The 18,442-nt window shown below is 69.0% G+C and carries 15 protein-coding genes; 3 read left to right on the forward strand and 12 right to left on the reverse strand.

Translation table 11 applies throughout. The features are described 5' to 3' along the window. Window position 1: 1 nt before the first annotated feature. The 5 genes from LDO27_RS02515 to LDO27_RS02535 form a co-directional block, all read right to left on the reverse strand. Window positions 2-1,339: a DUF1254 domain-containing protein gene (locus LDO27_RS02515; protein ID WP_224039419.1), complete on the reverse strand. Its 1,338-nt coding sequence runs from the start codon at window positions 1,337-1,339 to the stop codon at window positions 2-4. A gap of 11 nt (window positions 1,340-1,350) precedes the next feature. Further along, window positions 1,351-2,661: a DUF1254 domain-containing protein gene (locus tag LDO27_RS02520; protein WP_224039420.1), complete on the reverse strand. Its 1,311-nt coding sequence runs from the start codon at window positions 2,659-2,661 to the stop codon at window positions 1,351-1,353. 47 nt (window positions 2,662-2,708) lie between these two features. Next, on the reverse strand, window positions 2,709-3,710 hold the full coding sequence (locus LDO27_RS02525; RefSeq protein WP_224039421.1) for a Bug family tripartite tricarboxylate transporter substrate binding protein: 1,002 nt from the start codon (window positions 3,708-3,710) through the stop codon (window positions 2,709-2,711). 94 nt (window positions 3,711-3,804) lie between these two features. After that, the gene (locus tag LDO27_RS02530) at window positions 3,805-5,982 is read right to left on the reverse strand and encodes an acetate--CoA ligase family protein (RefSeq protein ID WP_224039422.1); all 2,178 of its coding nucleotides are present in this window, start codon (window positions 5,980-5,982) and stop codon (window positions 3,805-3,807) included. A gap of 67 nt (window positions 5,983-6,049) precedes the next feature. Beyond that, on the reverse strand, window positions 6,050-6,856 hold the full coding sequence (locus LDO27_RS02535) for an IclR family transcriptional regulator (protein WP_224039424.1): 807 nt from the start codon (window positions 6,854-6,856) through the stop codon (window positions 6,050-6,052). A 147-nt stretch (window positions 6,857-7,003) separates the two neighbouring features. Here LDO27_RS02535 and LDO27_RS02540 point away from each other — a divergent pair, with 147 nt between their 5' ends. Continuing rightward, window positions 7,004-8,002 carry a Bug family tripartite tricarboxylate transporter substrate binding protein gene (locus tag LDO27_RS02540; protein WP_224039426.1) on the forward strand — a complete coding sequence of 333 codons (999 nt, stop codon included), beginning with the start codon at window positions 7,004-7,006 and terminating at the stop codon, window positions 8,000-8,002. 77 nt (window positions 8,003-8,079) lie between these two features. Here LDO27_RS02540 and LDO27_RS02545 read toward each other — a convergent pair whose 3' ends face one another. The 5 genes from LDO27_RS02545 to LDO27_RS02565 form a co-directional block, all read right to left on the reverse strand. Beyond that, window positions 8,080-10,086: a lactonase family protein gene (locus LDO27_RS02545; RefSeq protein WP_224039428.1), complete on the reverse strand. Its 2,007-nt coding sequence runs from the start codon at window positions 10,084-10,086 to the stop codon at window positions 8,080-8,082. A gap of 186 nt (window positions 10,087-10,272) precedes the next feature. Beyond that, a complete protein-coding gene (locus LDO27_RS02550; RefSeq protein WP_224039430.1) occupies window positions 10,273-11,979 on the reverse strand; it encodes a sensor domain-containing diguanylate cyclase in 1,707 nt (568 codons plus the stop codon). A 157-nt stretch (window positions 11,980-12,136) separates the two neighbouring features. Further along, window positions 12,137-12,991 carry an AadA family aminoglycoside 3''-O-nucleotidyltransferase gene (locus tag LDO27_RS02555; RefSeq protein ID WP_224039432.1) on the reverse strand — a complete coding sequence of 285 codons (855 nt, stop codon included), beginning with the start codon at window positions 12,989-12,991 and terminating at the stop codon, window positions 12,137-12,139. Between the two features lie 94 nt (window positions 12,992-13,085). Continuing rightward, a complete protein-coding gene (locus tag LDO27_RS02560; protein WP_224039434.1) occupies window positions 13,086-13,997 on the reverse strand; it encodes a hypothetical protein in 912 nt (303 codons plus the stop codon). Window positions 13,998-14,305: 308 nt separating this feature from the next. Next, on the reverse strand, window positions 14,306-14,740 hold the full coding sequence (locus LDO27_RS02565; RefSeq protein ID WP_224039436.1) for an L-asparaginase family protein: 435 nt from the start codon (window positions 14,738-14,740) through the stop codon (window positions 14,306-14,308). A gap of 378 nt (window positions 14,741-15,118) precedes the next feature. On the opposite strand from LDO27_RS02565, the gene LDO27_RS02570 reads away from it, so the two are divergent. After that, the gene (locus LDO27_RS02570) at window positions 15,119-15,499 is read left to right on the forward strand and encodes a hypothetical protein (RefSeq protein WP_222206111.1); all 381 of its coding nucleotides are present in this window, start codon (window positions 15,119-15,121) and stop codon (window positions 15,497-15,499) included. Between the two features lie 235 nt (window positions 15,500-15,734). Then, window positions 15,735-16,214 carry a nuclear transport factor 2 family protein gene (locus LDO27_RS02575; protein WP_224039438.1) on the forward strand — a complete coding sequence of 160 codons (480 nt, stop codon included), beginning with the start codon at window positions 15,735-15,737 and terminating at the stop codon, window positions 16,212-16,214. A gap of 112 nt (window positions 16,215-16,326) precedes the next feature. On the opposite strand, the gene LDO27_RS02580 is transcribed toward LDO27_RS02575, so the two are convergent. Then, window positions 16,327-17,865, reverse strand: a complete 1,539-nt coding sequence (locus tag LDO27_RS02580; RefSeq protein ID WP_224039440.1) for a hypothetical protein — start codon at window positions 17,863-17,865, stop codon at window positions 16,327-16,329. A 92-nt stretch (window positions 17,866-17,957) separates the two neighbouring features. Then, a complete protein-coding gene (locus LDO27_RS02585; protein ID WP_224039442.1) occupies window positions 17,958-18,329 on the reverse strand; it encodes a DsrE family protein in 372 nt (123 codons plus the stop codon). Window positions 18,330-18,442 lie beyond the last annotated feature (113 nt).

The raw sequence follows: 18,442 nt of genomic DNA on the forward strand, positions 1-18,442 counted from the left end.
GTCATGCCTCCGCCGGCCGGATGGCCGGATAGGAAAACGTCTTGGCCAGGTGCGCCTGCCCTGGAACGTATAGCCGCATGGCCACGTAGAACGGGCCCTCGGGCGCGGGCAGCCAGTTGCCATGGCGCGCGGGGTCGCGCGGCGGCGCGGCACTCAGATGCAGGCGCAGGCTGCCGTCGGGTTCGTGGCGCAGGGTCGGCGAGCGGTCGCCGAGCGAGTAGCGGCCGATGGGGTTGTCGACCAGCATGCAGTCGCCCTTGTCGTACATGGTCAGCGACCAGAAAGCCCCGGCCTGCGGCAGCTGGCCGGCCGGGAACACCATCTCGTGGGCCGTACGCCCATCGAGCGGGCGGCCCTGCGCATCGCAATCGGCAATGATGTACATGGCCTCCTGCACGCCGAGCGCACCGATATAGTTGCGTGCGACCTGCGCCCGCTCGGCATAGCGCGTGCCGAACGACGCGCCGATCTCGACCGGCAGTGTCCAGCCGCCGCCAAGCGACGAAGGCATGGGCGCGGCCAGTTCGGCGAGCACCTGTTCCATCGCGGCGCAAAGCTGCGCCAGTTGCCCGCCATCGGGCGGGTTGCTCGCGCACTCCGCGGCCAGGCCAAGTTCGGCGAAGGCTCGTACGGTCGCCGCCTCGGCGGCCGGCGGCGGATTCTCGCGCAGCGCGCGGTTCACCACCTCGGCGTAGCGCCTCACCTGCTGGGGCGACGCGCCCAGCTGTTCGCTCGCCTTCATGCCGACATCGTAGGCACGCACGGGATCGCCGCCATCGGGCAGCGTCAGCCGGATGCGGTCCTGCAGCGCATGCACGGTGGGCAGGTCGTCCGCGCCATCGACCAGCAGACGGCCCAACAGCCATACCGAATCGGTCGGACAGGCAATGACCGCGGCGCCGGGCGGCGGCTCGCCATTCCAGTCCGGGCCATGGAGCAGATAGCGCCCGGCCTGCGTGCCGGTGGTGCGGCTGCCGATGTAACCGAAGGGGTTGGTATAGAAGTCGAGCAGGCCGAGCACGTAGTAGCGGCCCGCGCTGTCGGGCACCTCCAGCAGCAACGGGCCCTGCGACAGGTCCAGCCAGGCATTGCTGTACAGCGTGTCGTTGTTGGGCGTTACCACCTGCCGGTGCTGCGGGCCCAGCAGCTCGCGGGTGTGGAAGAACAGGTTGACCCAGCGCAGCGTGCCGTCGGGGCTCGTGTCGGCAAAAGCGCCGTCGCGGCGGCGGCGCGGACAGGTGGCCGCACGCATGCGCGCCATCTCGTACAGCGGCAGGGTGTAGAGCACGGCGTCGCGCGCAAGGGTGGACGTGCGGGTTGGCGTTTGCAAGGTTGTCATGGGCGTTCTCGTCAGGCGAGGCGGCGCACCGCCGGGATGCGGTACTGGCCTTCGATAAAGGCCGGTGCGGGGTGGTACAGACGCAGGATCAGGTAGAACGGGCCGGCCGGCGCCGGCAGCCAGTTCTCGGCCTGCGCCGGCCGCCGGTGGGAAATCGGAATGACCAGGCTGCCGTCGGCTTCCATCCGCAGGCCCGGCGTGCGGTCGCCCACGGCGTACCGTCCGATCTCGTTGGCGCTGAAGTAACGGTCCTCGCCGTACAGCGAGACCGACCAGAACGCCTGCGCGGGCGGCAGCATGCCGGGCGGAAAGCGCAGTTCGTAGGCATGCGCGCCGTTCAGCGGCTCGCCGTCGGCGTCGAAGTCCGCCATGGCATAGATAGCCTCGTCGGCGCGCAGCGCCCCCAGGCCCTTCATCGCGGTGCAGGCGCGCTGCAGCCAGTCGTCCCCATACACGCCGAGCTTCAGGCTGTAGCCCCAGCTCTTGCGGCCTTGGCTGCGCGTGTGGGCCTCGATCAGCTGCATGGCCTGGCGGTAGGCGCTCTCCAGGCCAGCGCGGATGGCCGGGCGCAACGATGCCATGTCGAGCGGCTCCTCCAGCTTGAGGCCGGCCTTGCGCAGCAGTGTGAATGCTCCCGCCTCGCGCTCGGCCGGCGGAAACTCGCGCAGCGCGTTGAACAGGTTCTGGAAGAAGTCCAGGGCCTCGTTGCCCGTCTCGCTCCAGTCGCGCACGCATGGCGGCAGCGCCTTGCCCGGCGCCTCCAGCGCAAAGCCGCGCTCGAACGCATGGGCGGCGGCCAGATCGTCCGGTCCTTGTACCAGCACGCGGCCGAGCAGCCAGACCAGCGAGGTCGGACATGCCACGACATGGGCGCCGTCCGCCTGCTGGCCGGGACCGGCCAACGTCACGGTGCCGCCTTCGGCAGGCACGTTGCGCGGCCCGAGGTTCTCGAAGTTGTTGGTGTGCGCATCGAGCAGTTCCACCACGTAGTACCGGTCGCGCTGCGGCAGCGGCGGCACGCGCAACGTGACCGGCCCGTCCGCGAGATTGACCCAGCCGCAGAAGTACAGCAGGTCATTGGCTGGCGTAACCACGTCGCGGTCTTCATGCGTCCATTGGCGCTCGCTGGCCGACAGCGTGTTGACCGGCGCGCGGCCATAGCCGGTGGCTTCGGTGACCGCCGTCTGCACGCGGCAGGTACGCAGCGTCTCGATCAGCGGATAGCCATAGATCACGAGCGGCACGGCCGCGGCGGCGACCAGGGCCTCCTGGCTGGAGCGGTAGACGGGGGCGGCGAAGAATTCGGGCGCGGGTTGGTTCATGCGAAGGCTCCGTAAAAAGGGGAATGGAGAGGAAGCGCGGCTCGCGCCTATTCCTGCGTGGCGCCGCTGGACTTGACCAGTGCGGCCCAGGCCGCCGTGTCCGCACGCCATTGCGCGGCGAATTCGCTGCGGGTCTGCGGCGTGTAGCGCATGCCCAGCGCATCGGCCTGTGCCCGGATGGCGGGATCGCGCAGGGCGGCGGCGGTGGCGCGCTCCAGCCGGTCCAGGATGCCGGGCGGCGTGCCGGCGGGTGCAAAGAGCGCGAACCAACTGTCCACCCCGAACGGCACGCCGGACTCCGTAAAGGTGGGCACATCGGGCAGCGCCGGCGAGCGCTCCGAACCGCTGACCGCCAGTGCCCTCACCTTGCCGGCGCGGATCAGCGGCAAGGTGCCGGCGAGGTCGGACATGGCGACGGGCAGCGTGCCGCCCATCACGTCGGTCAGCATCGGGCTCACGCCCTTGTAGGGGATATGCCGCAGGCGGATGCCGCCGGAGACGTTCAGGCTCTCGCCGGCGAGGTGCCCACCCGAGCCGTTGCCCCAGGAGCCGTAGGTCAGATCGGCACCGGGGCGCTTGGCCGCGGCGATCAGCGCGGGCAGATCGCGGCCCGTGAAGGCCGGCCCCGCGATCAGCACATTGCCGCCGTAGAACAGGCGGCCGACGGGCGCGAAGTCGCGCAGCGGGTCGTAGGGCAGCTTCGGGAAGATCGCCGGCGCAATCGCGTGCGTGGCCGAAATTCCCAGCACCAGCGTGTACCCGTCGGGCGCCGCGCGTGCGACCTGCGCCGACCCGATCGTGCCGGTGGCGCCGGGCACGTTGTCCACCACCACGGTCTTGCCAAGGTCCTTCGCCAGGCCCGCCGCCAGGATGCGGCCCACCACGTCGGTGCCGCCGCCTGGCGGGAACGGTACGACCAGGCGGATCGGCTTGTCAGGAAAGGGGCCGGCGTGCGCCGCCGGGGCCGAGGCGCCGAGCGCCGCGAGGGCGAGCGCCAGCCAGCCGCGCGGCGCCATGCGGCCCGGCGGCAAATGCGTCTGCGATGGCATTGCTTGTCTCCTGTCTTGTGTTCTGGACTGCTACTGCCGCGGTGGCGGCGCCCGTCTGTGCGGGCATGGCCGACCAACGCGTTGCGCGGCGAAGCTAGGTCGCGCGGCCCTGTGCGCAGCGCAGGGTAACGACCGCGTCGGCGGCCACCAGCCCCTGCGCGCTGACGATAAAGGGGTTGATCTCGAGCGTGTCCAGCCGCTCGCCCAGCCTTGCCGCCAACTGCGATACCGCCGCCAGCACCTGCGCGGCGGCGTCCAGGTTCAGTGCGGGATTGCCGCGATGGCCCTCGCATAGCGCCGCCGCCTTGCTGTCGACCAGCATGGCGCGGGCCTGCGCGCGCGACAGCGGCGCCAGGCCGCAGGCGGTCTGGCGGAAGATCTCGACCGCGGTGCCGCCGATGCCTGCCAGCGCCACCAGGCCGAACACCGGATCGCGCCGCACGCCGACCATGATCTCGCCCCAACCGCGCACCATGCGCGCCACCAGCACACCCTCGAAAGGCACGGGCAGACCCGCTTCGGTACGCGCACCTGCCAACGCCTGCGCCATGCGGCCGAAGGCGTCGCGCACCGACGGCGCGTCGGCAAGGTTCAGCGCCACGCCGCCGACGTCGCTCTTGTGCAGGATCTCGCGCGAGCACAGCTTGACCACCACGGGATAGCCGAGCGCTTCGGCGATGCGCACGGCCTCGTCCGCATCGTGCGCGAGGCCATGCGGGGCCACCGGAATGCCGGCATCCGCCAGCAGTTGCATCGCCTCGGCTTCGGAAAGTGCCGTGGCGGTGGGCGCAAGGTCGCGCGGCAGGCTCACCGCGGTTGGCTGACGTCGATCGTCAGCCTGCGTGCCGGCGCCGTCGCCGCCCTGCATCGCGGCCGCGCGCGCCAGCGTCGCGGCCGCTTCCACCGCATGCGCCGGTTCGCGGAACACCAGGCAGCCGCGCGACTCCAGCCATGCGCGCTTGTCGTCGTCGACGATGCCGGCCAGCAGCAGCGGCGCGGCCTGCGGGTCGTCGGCGAGCGTGCCGATGGTCTGCTGCAGCTCCGGCCACAGCCGCGGGGCATTGGCGCCACCGGCCAGGAACACCGTGACGCAGCCATAGGAGCCGCTGCGTGCCACGCCCGCGATGGCCTCCATGAAGACGCGCGGCTGGGCCACCACCTGCCCCGTCACGTCGATGGGGTTGGCCGTGCTGGCGAACGGGATCGCGGTGCGCAGGGTCTCGGCCGCGTGCTCCGGCATCGCGGGTAGCGGCAGGCCCAGTTCCTCGGCGCGGTCGGCCATCATGATGCCGACGCCGCCGGACACCGTGACGATGGCCAGCGGCGCCGCGGCGGCGACCGACTGCCCCGGCTCGCGCGGTGGCAGCGCCGGGCGCCGGCCCCTGGACAACACGTAGCCCAGCCGGAAGAACTCTTCGAGCGTATGGGCGCGATGGACGCCGTAGGCATCGAACACCGCCTGGTACACCGCGTCTTCCCCGGTCAGGCTGGCCGTGTGCGACTGTGCCGAGCGGGCGCCCGCCGCCGTGGTGCCCACCTTCGTGATGACCACCGGCTTGCCGGCGGCACGCGCGGCAGCCAGCGCCTCGCGCAGGCGGGCGCCATCGCGGCAGCCTTCGATGTAGGCAAGGATCACGCGGGTGTTGGCGTCATTCGCGAGCCATGCGATCACGTCGGCCACCTGCAGCCCGGCCTCGTTGCCGGTCGTGACCCAGTGGCTCAGCCCCAGCCCCGCTTCGCGCGCCAGCGCATAGGCGTAGGCGCCGAAGGCACCGCTCTGGCTGACGAGGCCCACTTCCCCCACGGGCGGCACGCCGCTCAGCGGGATCGGCGAGAAGGTGGCGAACATGCGCTCGCGCAGGTTCATCGCGCCCAGGCAGTTGGGCCCGAGCAGCGTCACGCCGGCTTCCCGCGCGCTGCGCGCCAGCCTTTCCTGCATGCGCACGCCCGCCTCCCCGGCCTCGGCAAAGCCCGAGGTGAAAAACACCGCGGCGCCCGTGCCGTGGGCGCCAAGCTGTGCCATCACGTCCTCGCTGGCGCCGGCCGGCACGGCAACGATCGCCAGGTCCACGGGCTTGCCGATGGCCGCGATCGAGCCGTAGGCGCGCAGGCCCTGCACCTCGGCGGAGGACGGATTGACCGGATACAGTTCCCCCGCATAGCCGAGCTCGCGCAGCAGCCGCACGGGCATGCCGCCCACCTTGTCCGGCTGCGTGGAAGCACCGACCACGGCGATCGAGCGCGGGTACAACAGGGAATTCAGGTCCAGCATGGGGGCGTCTCCGGGATGTCGTTGTCGTTGTCGTTGTCGTTGTCGTTGCTGTCGCCGGCCGTGGCCGCTATTGCGGCAGCCCGCTGGCGATCTCGATGGACCGGACCATCTCCATCAGCAGCGGCGCGACCTTCTTTTCCATCATGCCGCGCCTGACCTGCGTGCCAGGCAAGGCGCAATTGAACAGCAGCGGCCGGTCCAGGTAGCGGATGCGCGAATACACGCCCACGCCATGCACGCCGACGCCCGCGTCACCCTCGTTGAGCGCGAAGCCGCGCTTGGGGTAATGGGCGACGTTGTGGCACAGCGTGTCGTACCACGCCGCGTATTCCTCCGGCCGCTCCTGGCGGGCGGCGACCATCAGGTTCTCGAATTGCGCTTTGGTCAGCGTGCACAGGTAGGCACGGCCCATGGCCGTGTTGAGCACCGAACGCACGGCACCGGTGCCGGGCCGCGCCGGCGTGCCCTCGTTGTGGGTGCACGACTGCAGGTACGTCACGTCCAGGCGATGCGCCACACCCATCGACACGGCGCCCTCGACGCGGTCGGCCAGCGCCTGCATCAGCGGCCGGGCCACGTGCCGCACCTGCAAGCCCGCCAGGTAGGGATAACCGAGCGCCAGCACCTGGGCGCTGACGAAATACTTGTCGAGCTTCGGATCCCGGTCCAGGTAGCCAAGTTCGAACAGCGTGCGGCAGATGCGCGACACCGTGGCCCGTGGCAGCTGCAGGCGTTGCGCGAGTTCGGCGTTGCCCAGCGGCTGCGGCTCGTCGATGAAGCAGCGCAGCAGCGCAAAACCCTTGGCCAGCAGACCGCCGAAGGACGGATCCTCCAGGCGGCGCTCGGCAATGAATTGTTCGACAGGCAGGTTCATGTCAGGTCCTCTATACCCAGTCTGGACAGTGCTCCGTCCAGTGTCAAAAAGCGGAACGTATTCCCACATATTGGAAATATAGGGCACCGACTTGACCCCGGCCTTGGGCGGCCTCTATGGTCTTTGGCATCGGACGGAGACACATCAATGAAGAACCGCAGCCAGATCGGGAGGCGCCGTGCCGCCCTGCTCATCGCGTCGGTAGTGGGGCTATCCCCCCTTGCCGTACTGGCCGGCGAGGCCTATCCCGGCAAGCCGGTGCGCCTGATCGTGGCCTACCCTGCCGGGGGCCTGACGGACACCCTGGCGCGCGCGCTGGCCGATGGCCTTGGCAAGCGGCTGGGCCAGACCATCGTCGTCGAGAACAAGGCAGGCGCGGGCGGGATCATCGGCACCGACCAGGCAGCCAGGTCGCCCGCGGACGGCCATACGCTGCTGCTGACCATCCCCGGCCCCATCACCGCCAATCTAGCGCTGTACAGGAAGCTGCCCTACGATCCGCGCACCGACCTGCGCCCCGTTTCCGACATCGCCACCGCGCGCACCGTGCTGGCGGTCAATGCCAGCGTTCCGGCCAGGAGCGTGAGAGAGCTGATCGACTACGCGAAGCGGGAGCCCGGCAAGCTGCGCATGGGTTCGTGGGGACCGGGCACGCAGCCGCATACGATCCAGACGTACATGGCAAAGACGTATGGGATCGACATCCTGCATGTGCCCTATCGTGGCGAGGGGCCCATGGTGACCGACCTGCTGGCCGGCCAGATCAACGTCACGGTGGGCTCGGTCACCGCGCTGCAGCAGCACTTCGCCACGGGCAAGCTGCGGCCCCTGGCGGTCACCGGAACGAGCCGCGCGAAAGCGCTGCCCGACGTGCCCACTTTCGCCGAGGCCGGCTACGGCGACAGTGCGTACCGGCTGACCGGACCCATCACGCTGATGGCGCCGGCCCGGACACCGCAGCCGATCGTCGCCCGCCTCGGCGAGGAGGTCAGCGCGCTGGTGAACAGTCCGGATTTCTCGCGGCGCATCGAGGGCATGGGCGCGGAGCCCATCGGCAACCGCCCTGCGGAGGCCGAGCGCGCTTACGCCGCCTACTTGCCGGTGGTGCTCAAGCTGACGGCCGACACCGGTGTAACGCTAGACTGACGACGCAGCACAAGAGACCGTCCGGCTTCCCTCCCTCCGCTCGCGGGAGAGGGCAGCAAAGCAATCCGCGCACCGCCTCAGGGCTTGGGCTCCACGATCACCACCGCCGTATTGACATTGCCCGTGGCAAACGGGCTGCCAGGAACGGGCGTCAACGTACCGGTGGAAGCGTCGATCGCAAACGCGAGGATCGAGCCGGACAGCGCGGTCGTATAGAGGTAGCGGCCATTGGGGTCGATGCTCAGCCGCTGGCCGTTGCCGCCGGCCGGCGTCGTTCCGACGACGGCCACGGGCAAGCCGTCCGCCGATGAAGGATCGAGCCGGTAGCCCACGATGGAACTGCTGCCGGTGCCAAGCAGGTAAGCGAAATCACCGGACGGTGTCAGCGCGATATCGACCGGCGTCGCGGCGGTGGTCGGATAGGTGTTCACCGCCGTCAGCAGGCCGTCCGAACCGATGGTCCCGACGCCCAGCGACGCGCTGGTGGAGTTCGCCACGTAGACATGGCCGCCGCTCGGGCTCACCACCAGCCGATTCGGCCCTGTTCCACCGGTGGGCAAGAACGCCAGGGGTCCGAACCCGCCACTGGACGGATCCAACGTGACCTTGAGCACGCGGTCCTGCCTGGAGTTTGCCCCGTACACGTGCGCGCCGTCCGGCGACAGTGCGACCCCATAGGTCTGACCGGTGCCGATGCCATCGGCGGCGCCGGAGACGAACGTAAGGGCATACGTGGCCGGATCGATCGCATAGGAGCTGACGCCCGTACCCGCGCCGATCAATGCCCAGTTGCCGGACGGATGCACGGCGACCGCGTGAGGCGCGCCATAGGCAGTGGGCGCCGAAGTGCCGGCGATGGCCGACATGGCGCCGGTGGCGGGATCGAGACGGAAACCGACCACCGTGTTCGTATCGACCATGACCGCGAGGCCGACAAGACCGGACGGCAGGAACGCCATGTCGTTGACGGCCCCGCCCGAAGGAAATGGACTGCCCGGGACTGGGGCAAGCGCCCCGTTCCGTGGATCGGCCCGGTACACGGAGATCGTGCGGTCGTCGCGGTTGGCGACGACGACGAACTGCGCCTGCACGCACGTGATGGCGATATTGGTCACGTTGGCCGCGGGGAGCGTCCCGATACCGTTGGCCACGGTGCACGTCTGTCCGGCCGGCTGGCCCGACACCGTCACGGCATAGGGCGTAGCGGCCGGCCGTGATGTCGGCATCGCGAAGGCGCCATTCGCGTTCACCAGCTGGACGTCCCCGTTGCCGTCGCTCAGTTGCAGGCTCTTGCCTGCCGCCAGGCCGGACACGGTACCGCCCACGCTGTATGTCGGGGCGGGCGGCGTGGCGGCGCGCGAGAGCGCGGCGTTCGCACACAGGCGCCCGGCCGGCGCATCGGCGCAGGCCGTCAGCGTTGCGCTGGCCGCCGCAGTGGCCGACGCGGGACTGGCGACTCGAGCGCTGTGCCCATCGCTGGCGATCACCACCACGAAGCTGGCGTCGTCGCTGGTCCACGACCAGTTGGCCAGATCCGCGGCGCCGTCGACACCGTCGGAGCGCCGCACGGAGACGGCCACCGTCTGCGCGGCGCCCCCCGCGCTGACGGCCAGCGTGGCCGGCGTCAGTGCGAGCGTATAGGACTTCGCCGGGGCGGCCTGCACCACCAGATGGGTCACGCTCGAGACCCGGCTGCCGTCGGCGAGCGTGGCGGTTGCCGTGATATCGGCGTCGCCCGCCGCCAGGGTCTGGATCGTGGCGTAGATGCCGACCGGCGCGGCGCCCGCGGCCGCTGGCGCCCTGTCCGATGCGGACAGCACCGTCGCCACGGACTCGTTCGAGGACGTCCAGGCAACGCTCGCGCCTTTTACCTCGGAACCGTCGGCGGCGAGCAGCGTCGCCTTGAGACTGAACGTGCCGCCCGCCACCGGTGCGGCGCTGCCGGTATCGACCACGAGACGCGCCGCAGGCAGCGTGACCGGCGGTGTCTCGGCGGGATCGTCGGAGCCGCAGGCGCCAAGCAGCGCGGCGGCGAACAGGACGAGGCCGGCAGCGCGCGCGCCGGCAAGAGCGTGTGAAAACATGGACCCAACCCGTATCTGAATGGAGAAGGGCCGCCCCGCCCTGCGGCCGGCGGCCAATCGCGCCCTCGGCGGGGCGTACTGCGCGCGACTGTAGCAGCACGACAAGGCATCCGCCACCGCATTGTGGCGAGCGCGCAGCGCAACGCCGGGCAGCGGCAGGCGCCGCATGGCGCGCTGCCCCGGCAATCAGACGTCGATCTTCGCCGCGGCGGGCCGGCTCACGACCCTGTTGCGCCCGGCCGCCTTGGCCCGGTAGAGCGAGTCGTCGGCGCGGGTGACCGCTACGTGCTCGTCGGCGTCGCCCTCGGCCACTTCCTCGACCCCGATGCTGATGGTGATGGCACCGACCGGATCGACCGGCGCCTGCGCGATGGCATGGCGGATCTTCTCGGCCACGTCCATCGCCACGTCCAGCCGGGTAGCGGGCAGGACGACGAGGAATTCCTCTCCGCCGATGCGCCCGGCGAAATCGCTCTGGCGGATGGTGGCATGCAGCACCCTGGCAACATGCCTGAGCACGTCGTCGCCTACCGCGTGACCATAGGTGTCATTGACCCGCTTGAAGAAATCCACGTCCAGCGCCAGCACGCAGTACGGCACCTTGTGGCGCTGGAAGCGGGCGAACTCCTCGGCCAGCCGCTCGTTCGTGCGCAGGCGGTTCGGCAGGCCGGTCAGCGTATCGGTGCGTGCCTGCTTTTCCAGTTCGATGTTCAGCTCCTCGAGCTCGGCCGTCCTTGCCGCCACCTTGGCTTCGAGATCCTGGTTGCTGCGCGCCAGCGCTTCCTTCTGCGCGATCAGCGTGCCGGACATGCCGCGCAGGGCCTCGGCCAGCCGCTGGAGCTCGCGGGCCCAGAAGGTCTCGGGGAAGCGCACGTTCCTGTCGCCGCGCTGGATGCGCCGCGCGGTCTGGGTCAAGGACTCCACCGGACGGCTGACGCGGTCCGCCACCACCCAGGCCAGCAGCAGGAATGCCAGGCCCGCCGCGCCCATCGTCAGCAGGTTGACCCTTTGCAAGGAGCGCACTTCCGCCAGCACGGTATCGTCGAATTGCCGCACCACCACGCGCCAGCCCAGCGCGTCGGAGGCCACGGGGCCCTGCACGATGGCCGAGGCGGTCAGGTATTGGCCCTCGTCGCCCCAGTCCATGAAGCGGTTGTGGGCGCCGCCGGCAAGCGCGTCGAGGCTGGGCGCCTTGAGACCTGCCGGTGGATTCTCGGGATAGATGACCTCGCCCTTGTGGTTGAGGATGAAGACGTCGATCTGATGGCCGTCCGTCGGCTCCGGCGTGACGGTGCGCAGCAGCGCGCCGGCCCACTGCCAGTGGGCGTGCGCGCCCAGCACGCCTTTGACATTCCCCTCGTCGTCCCGGATCGGCGCCGAAAAGTCGATGAAGCGGATGGGCTGGTCCGGCGTGGGATTGGGCAGCAGCTTGGCCAGCAGCACCGCCTCGTGGATATCGCCAACGAAGCTGCGGGTGAGCCCCGCCTGGAACCAGGGGCGCTTGGACACGTCGGCGCCCATCAGATGACCGGAGGTTGCGGCGTGGACGCGGCCCTGCGCGTCGGCCACGCCGATCCACGAATAGTGCGTGTACGACTGCTTGACCCGCTCGAGGCTGGCCCGCACTTCCGCATCGTCGAAACGCGTGCGGCGATACAGAGGGCTTTGCGTCAGCAGTTCGATCTCGCGGTGCCGCTCCGCCAGGTTCTCGGTCAGCACGGTGGCCGCGGAGTGAGCCATGGCCTCGAGCGCCTTTCGCTTGTTCTCGATCAGCTGCGTCCGGTGCTGGTTGCTGATGTACCAGTAGGTCGGCAGTCCGACGAGAACCGACAGCAGGCCGAACACCAGGGCCATCTGGAAGCGAAAGGTGCGCGGAGGAAATTGAAAGGCCAATTGGATACCCGTTTCTGGACGTGATGGTCAGAGCAAGCGCCGGCAAAAACGCGAATGATAACCAAAAACCGTGACGGATAACCTTGCTTTATATGGTATTGGAAGAACCCGATATTGACCGCTTATCGGAGTGGACTTTTTCGGCAGTTCGAAGGTGTCATTTTTCTATTGCGCCGGGCGCATCGTCATTTCCGCGCTTGATTCCCATTCCATGGCCCCTTTCCTCCAGCGCCGCACCGATTTCTTTCTTGATATGGTCGACGAAGGCCGCCATTGCGGCGCCGCGCAGGGCCATGCGGTCCTGTCCATGCCCCAGGTAGGCGTGCTGCGCTTCCAGCAGGACAGCGCTGTGCGCGGGGGGCAGGCGTGCCATGGCCCAATCGGCCGCGATCGCCTTTGGCGCGATGGCGCCGGTCGCGGCGCTGTACCAGATGCGGGCCAGCGTGAGCGCGATATTGCGTTCTTCCCCTTCCCAATCCGCCGGGCTATTCCAGAGATTCAGCGTATCGGAAAGAACCCGGTAGAAATCGTATTCCGGCACCGCATCGAAGACGCGTTGGGCCGGCGGGCCGAACAATGCAATGCTGCTTTGCCTCGCCTTGGTCAGCAGTATTGCCAGATCCGGATCGACCAGCGCGGGCTCGAAGCGGCCCGCCGCAATGTCCTCGCGCAGCCATTCGCCAAATTGCAATTCGCGCCTGGCCGGGTAGTGCCACGGCACGACATCGTCGCGCACGACGATCGTGATTTCGAGCGCGCGCAGCGCACCGCTCTGCCCGGGCGGCGCTGACACGTCCAGCAGCTCGGTCATCAGCGCCTGCCGCAAGGCGTCATCGAGGCGCGCGGCGACGGTCACCAGCAAGTCGATATCGCTGAACGGCTTCAGGCCGCCGTCCAGGGCAGAGCCATACAAATGAACCGCGATCAGCGTCGGGACGAGCCGCCTTTCGACGACGGCCAGCGCGCGTTGCACTTGTGCGGAGATTTCAGCGGGTACGCAGACACGCGTCATGGCCAACGTTCCTTCTGCAAGAGGGACGCCGCGCCGGCGCCCGCGCCGTCGGGGCCGGGCGCCCCTGGGGCGGGGCAAAGGCCCATGATAGTCCCTACCCTGCCCGCTTCTTCCCGACGGCATGGTCCGGCGCGCGCGGCGCCGATGCCAGGCCCGCCACCTTCGCCGGCAGCGCGCCTCGGCCCGCGAATGCCGCCTTGCATGCGGCCACCACGGCCTCCAGCCTGCCCCGGCAGTGCAGCCGGTCGGCCGCCTCGCGCACCGTCCACATGAATTCCTTGCGCAGGTGGCCGAGCCGCGTCTTGTGGCGCGTGTGCTCGTTGTAGTCCGCATTGATCATCGCCGGGTTGATATAGATGCGGTGGCCGTTGGCCCGCAGCGCGGCGTGGAACGCGATATGTTCGTTCACCTCCCTGCCGTTCTCGTCCTTCCCGACATAGCGGCCGCAGACGAAGGCGTCCCGCTTGTAGATCGCAAAGCCTCCGCAGGCGGATTCGACCTCGATCAGACCCGCCTCGGGCGGAATGCGCATCTGTTTCGATGCCACGCAGGCCTCCAGCGCCTGCCGCGGCCCCACGGTGTCGACAAGGGAACGGTACGCATCCCAGCAATCCACCGGGGACCATGCCTTGTGCCGCAGGGCCCAGATGTCGTAGTAGCCGAGCGTCTGGTTGGCGGTGACCCCGGCCCAGTCGATGTCAGTGCGCCAGGAGGACAGCACCGCGTCGGCGGTCAGGCCATCGTTGACGCCGTCCAGGTCGGCACTGAGCACGTAGTCGATATGCCGGTAGCGGGGATCGTTCCGGACCATCTCCACGTACACGTTGCGGCATTGCGCGATGCGATCGCACCGGATGGGATGGAGCGGCGCAAGCGCGCCCATGGAGACGAACGCGAAGTTGGGAATCTCGCGCTCCAGCTTGCGCAGTTCACGGAGCGAATCGTCGGACGAGTCGCTTTCCACGAGCAATACGGCGACCGATCGGAACACCGAAAATACCCTCATGAGATGACGGATTTCCCGCGCGATGCCGCTGCCGCAGTTCCTGACCGGTCCGACCAGCAATACGTTTGCCGCGGACGCAGGCGTCCTGTGGACGCCGCCCGAATCGTTCATACGGTCTCCCTGATCTTGTGGGGCCCTCCTGGATGGCCGCGCGGTCGGCGGCCATGCGAAGCACCGTGGTTGTGCTTCGAATTAAGGTCTTTGGGAGCGCGACCGGCAATCCCTCAAATGGCGGATGACGGCGAATGCGGCCCACCGTGGCCCGACCAGCGGCCGTGTCAGGCAGGGTCGCCGCGTTGCGGCATGGGTTAAGCCAGCACCGTCTCGTCGCTGTACAGCGCGTGCAGCGCTTCGCGCGAGCGCCAGCCATGCTGCAGCGCGAGCATCAGCAGGATCCGCGCTTTCCATGGCGACAGGTCGTCGCTCAGTACCGCGCCCTTCTCGACGAGACGGTGCGAGGAGCCGGGGAAGCTATAACCGATCCGCGTCCCGCCGGACGGAATCCGCGTGGAGACGACAACGGGTAGCCCACCGTCGAGCACGGCACCGATGGCGTCGTACATGGCTGCGTTGACGTGGCCCGAGGCGGTGGCCTCGACGACGATGCCGTCCATGCCCGCCTGCGCTGCCGCCTCCGCCAGTTCGCCGGCCGCGCCGACGTACATCGACACGATCGCGACCCTGGGCAGCGCGGCATCGCGCAGCGGCACGTGCAGCCGGCGCAAGGGCTTGCGGTGCAGCACGACGCGACCGGCACGGATGTGGCCCAGGGCCCATGGCGGTTCGGTGCGGCGGTGGATGCGAGTCGACGGTTTGGCATATGCCTGGAGCGGGTAAGCGTCAAGGGGCGTGGCGGTACCTCGATTTGCCCTACCCTGCACGTAGCCAGAAAGCGAAATTAAATCAACTTGCAATCAACATTTCTTGATGTAGTGGCACGGGGCCACCGCGCAACGCCCGCGAAAAAAATCACCACCCGTGACCGTGGATCGCGAAAAAAATCAGCACGCCGGTTTTTTGCTGTCTGCTTGACTAGGCAAAGACGCGGGAAACGGCTGCCTTTTCCCTCGCTGCACGCCGCGGCAGGGCCGTCTCCGCGCAGCACCACAGGAGGCCACCAAATGACCAATTTCTGGGATCTCGTTCTTCTGATGCTGTCCACCTTCGTGCTGGTGGCGTACCTGCTGATCCTGTTCCAGATCTTCGCGGACCTGTTCCGCGATCAGGAGCTGGGCGGCGTCTACAAGGCAATCTGGCTGATCGCGCTGGTCCTGGCACCGCCCCTGACCGCGATCGTCTACATCGTCGCGCGCGGCGCCGGCATGGCGGCGCGGCAACGGGAGCGGCTGGAGCGCGCCAGGTCTGAGACCGACGCCTATATCCGCCAGGCCGCTGGCGCCCGATCCCCGGCCGAGCAGATCGCCGACGCGAAGGCCCTGCTCGATGCCGGGACCATCACCGAGCAGGAGTTTGGCCTGCTCAAGGCGAAAGCGCTGAGCTGAAGGACGTGGCAGCAGGCGACGGCGACCGGCGGGCCCGAAGCGGTGGTGCCGCCATGGCGCTGTCGCGCCCCCCCATTCTTGAGCCTTCCGGAACACAAACTTTCGCCGGGCGTGGCTGCGCGCGGCCCGCGCTTGCCGGATCATGCGTCTATCGCCCAGGGGCCAGAGTTTGCCCCGCCCGCGCGACGATGCCGCCGGTCCCCGCGGTCCCCCGCCCTCATCAAGGAGCCTACATATGTCGAAAGCGCCAGAAGTTCGCCAGCCCGTCCCGCCCTTTACCCGCGACACCGCGCTCACCAAGGTGCGCCTCGCGGAAGACGGCTGGAACTCGCGCGACCCGCAGCGGGTCTCGCTTGCCTACACCGCCGACAGCGCCTGGCGCAACCGTACGGAGTTCGCCAACGGGCGCGACGAGATCGTGGCGTTCCTGACCCGCAAGTGGAACAAGGAACTGGATTATCGGCTGATCAAGGAACTGTGGGCGCACGACGGCAACCGCATCGCGGTGCGCTATGCCTACGAATGGCATGACGACTCTGGCAACTGGTTCCGCTCGTATGGCAACGAGAACTGGGAGTTCGACGAGAACGGGCTGATGCAGCGCCGCTTTGCCTGCATCAACGACATGCCCATCCGCGAGGCGGACCGCAAGTTCCGTTGGCCGCTAGGGCGCCGCCCGGACGACCACCCCGGACTGAGCGAGCTGGGCCTGTAGCCGCGCCGCCGCCGGCGCGGAAGACGCATTCCGGCAAGAGGAACGCACCGCGGCGCCATGGGGGCCGTCCCGGCCACGCCCCCGTGCGCGGCGGCACTATCGCCGTCGTGCGTCAGCGGGCGAGCCGAGCCGGGTCGGTCTGCAGCAGGACCTGATCGTGCATGTCGGCGAGCACCCTGTCGCGCCGCGCATCGTCGTCCATGCGGCCGAAGGCGTCGCTCTCTTCCGCGGCCCGTACCAGCGCCAGCACGTCGATGGTGCGCGAACGCGAGGAGGGCACGGTCGAGTCCTCCTCCAGCTTGCCGAAGCGGTAGGTCTGCGTGCGCTGCCACTCGCTGGCCGACTGCGTCAGCGATGCCTTTGCCAGAACGCCCTGTTCGTACGCCAGCGTCATGTCGCTGCTGGCGGTGTCGTGGATGCGCTCGTACGCATAGTTTTGCGAATGTCGGCTGGCGTCGAGCAGCAGCGTCGTGTCCGGCGTCAGCGAGCGATGGAAGCTGGCATCCAGCGTGGCTTCCTGGCGCTGCCGGATGGTGCGGTCCAGCGGGCCGGAGCCGCGCACCTCGGTCTGCTGGGACACGCGGTACGAGAACGCATCGACCTCGTCGCTGCGCAGCGGGTTCTCGGACCGGCGCGTCTGCGTGACGGAGGCGGAGAAATCCGCCAGTCCGGTCAGCATGCCCTGATCGCCGGCGCCCAGGCGGGTGGCCTGCGCCGTCGCGGCCACTGCCGGCATATTGCCGTGCAGCGCGCCGAAGCCGTCCTTGAACAGCGCCATCAGGTCGGCGTCGCCCTGACCGCGCCGCTGCGCCTGGTCGAAGGTGTGCAGATAGCGGGTCAGCGCGGCCTGGCGCTGCGCCTCGTTGCCGACGATCGCGGCGCCGGTCACGTCCACGTCCATCGCGATGGTGCCCAGCGCGCCGCTGGCGGTGAGCGACCGCCGCTTGTCGTCGGCCACCAGATCGATGGTCTGGCGCTTGTCGTGGCCCACTTGGACAGTGGCATGCAGGCTGACCGACGACAACGCCTCGCCGTCGAACCGCAGCACGCCGGCCAGGTCCAGCCGCGGCGGTACCTTGGCGAGCCCGTCGATGGCCTGCTGGAACCCGTCGGACAGCGCCGCCAGGGCCGTGCGCTCGTCCTCCGACAGCTCGCCGCCCGTCACCGCGATCCGTACCGACAGCCGGTCAGCGTCGCTGCCCAGCGTGACGGCCACCGTGGCGCCCCCGCGGGTGGTTACCGTGAGCGCGATCTCGTTGTCCGCGGGCGCGTGAAAGCGCGCATCGTCGACGCGGTCCACGGGGGTGCCGGCCGGCAGCCGGATGACGGACTGCGAGAAATCGTTGCCGTCGAACCGGAAACGCTCCAGCAATGCCGCGCCCAACCCGTCGAAGCGATTGCCGAGCCGGGCGCCCTGGACATTGGCCGCCATCCGCGACGACACGGCGTCGCGCGCCGAACGCTCCCACACAGGGGTCGGGGACAGCTGCGCCAGCGAGTACGCCGCCGCCTCGCCGCCGGACTGTCCCAGCGTCAGCGTGGTCGAGGTTGCGTCGGGCACGCCGGGCGCATCGCCAGGCTCGGCCAGCGCCCGCGGCGCGGGCACGAGGGCTTCCCGAGCGGGCGCGGTCAAGGGGGAAATCGCGGTCATGGGATCGGTCCAATGGAGTGAGGCAACACGTCGGTTGTCGGCACCGTCGGCCGGTTCTTTAGCCAGCGCACGACCCCATTTCCCCCGCGACTTCAGAAAGTGAAGATCGTATAGCCGTCCGCCGCGATCTGGGCGATGCTCGGCAGGCCGGAGGTGCCCGGCACGCTGTTGTCGGTGATCAGGTCGAAGCCGGCCCGCTCGGCCTCCTCCCGGGCGCCAAAGACATCGGCACAGCCGCACGAGATACCGACTACCGTGTCCTCCACCGCCTTGTACAGCGCATGGATCGGATGCTCGGGATTGGCCAGCACGCCGGGCCAGCGCGTGCCGGTGCCCTGGAAGTAGATGCCGACCTCGGTGTCCTTCTGCTTGAAGTCATAGGCGGCCGCCAGGCCGTTGAACATGCGCCCGAGCGCGTCTTCGCCGGCTTTCGGGTCGGACAGAATGATGATGGCTGCTTTCATGTGGAACTCCCGTTCGTCTGTGGTCGATGGCCTGTGCCGATGGCCAGTGCGATGCGGTGCGCATGCGACGAGGCCAGTCTAGGCACCGCGCAGGACGAGGGAAATGCCACGGG

It is taken from the genome of Cupriavidus respiraculi (assembly GCF_914271545.1).
Classification (GTDB): Bacteria; Pseudomonadota; Gammaproteobacteria; order Burkholderiales; family Burkholderiaceae; genus Cupriavidus; species Cupriavidus respiraculi.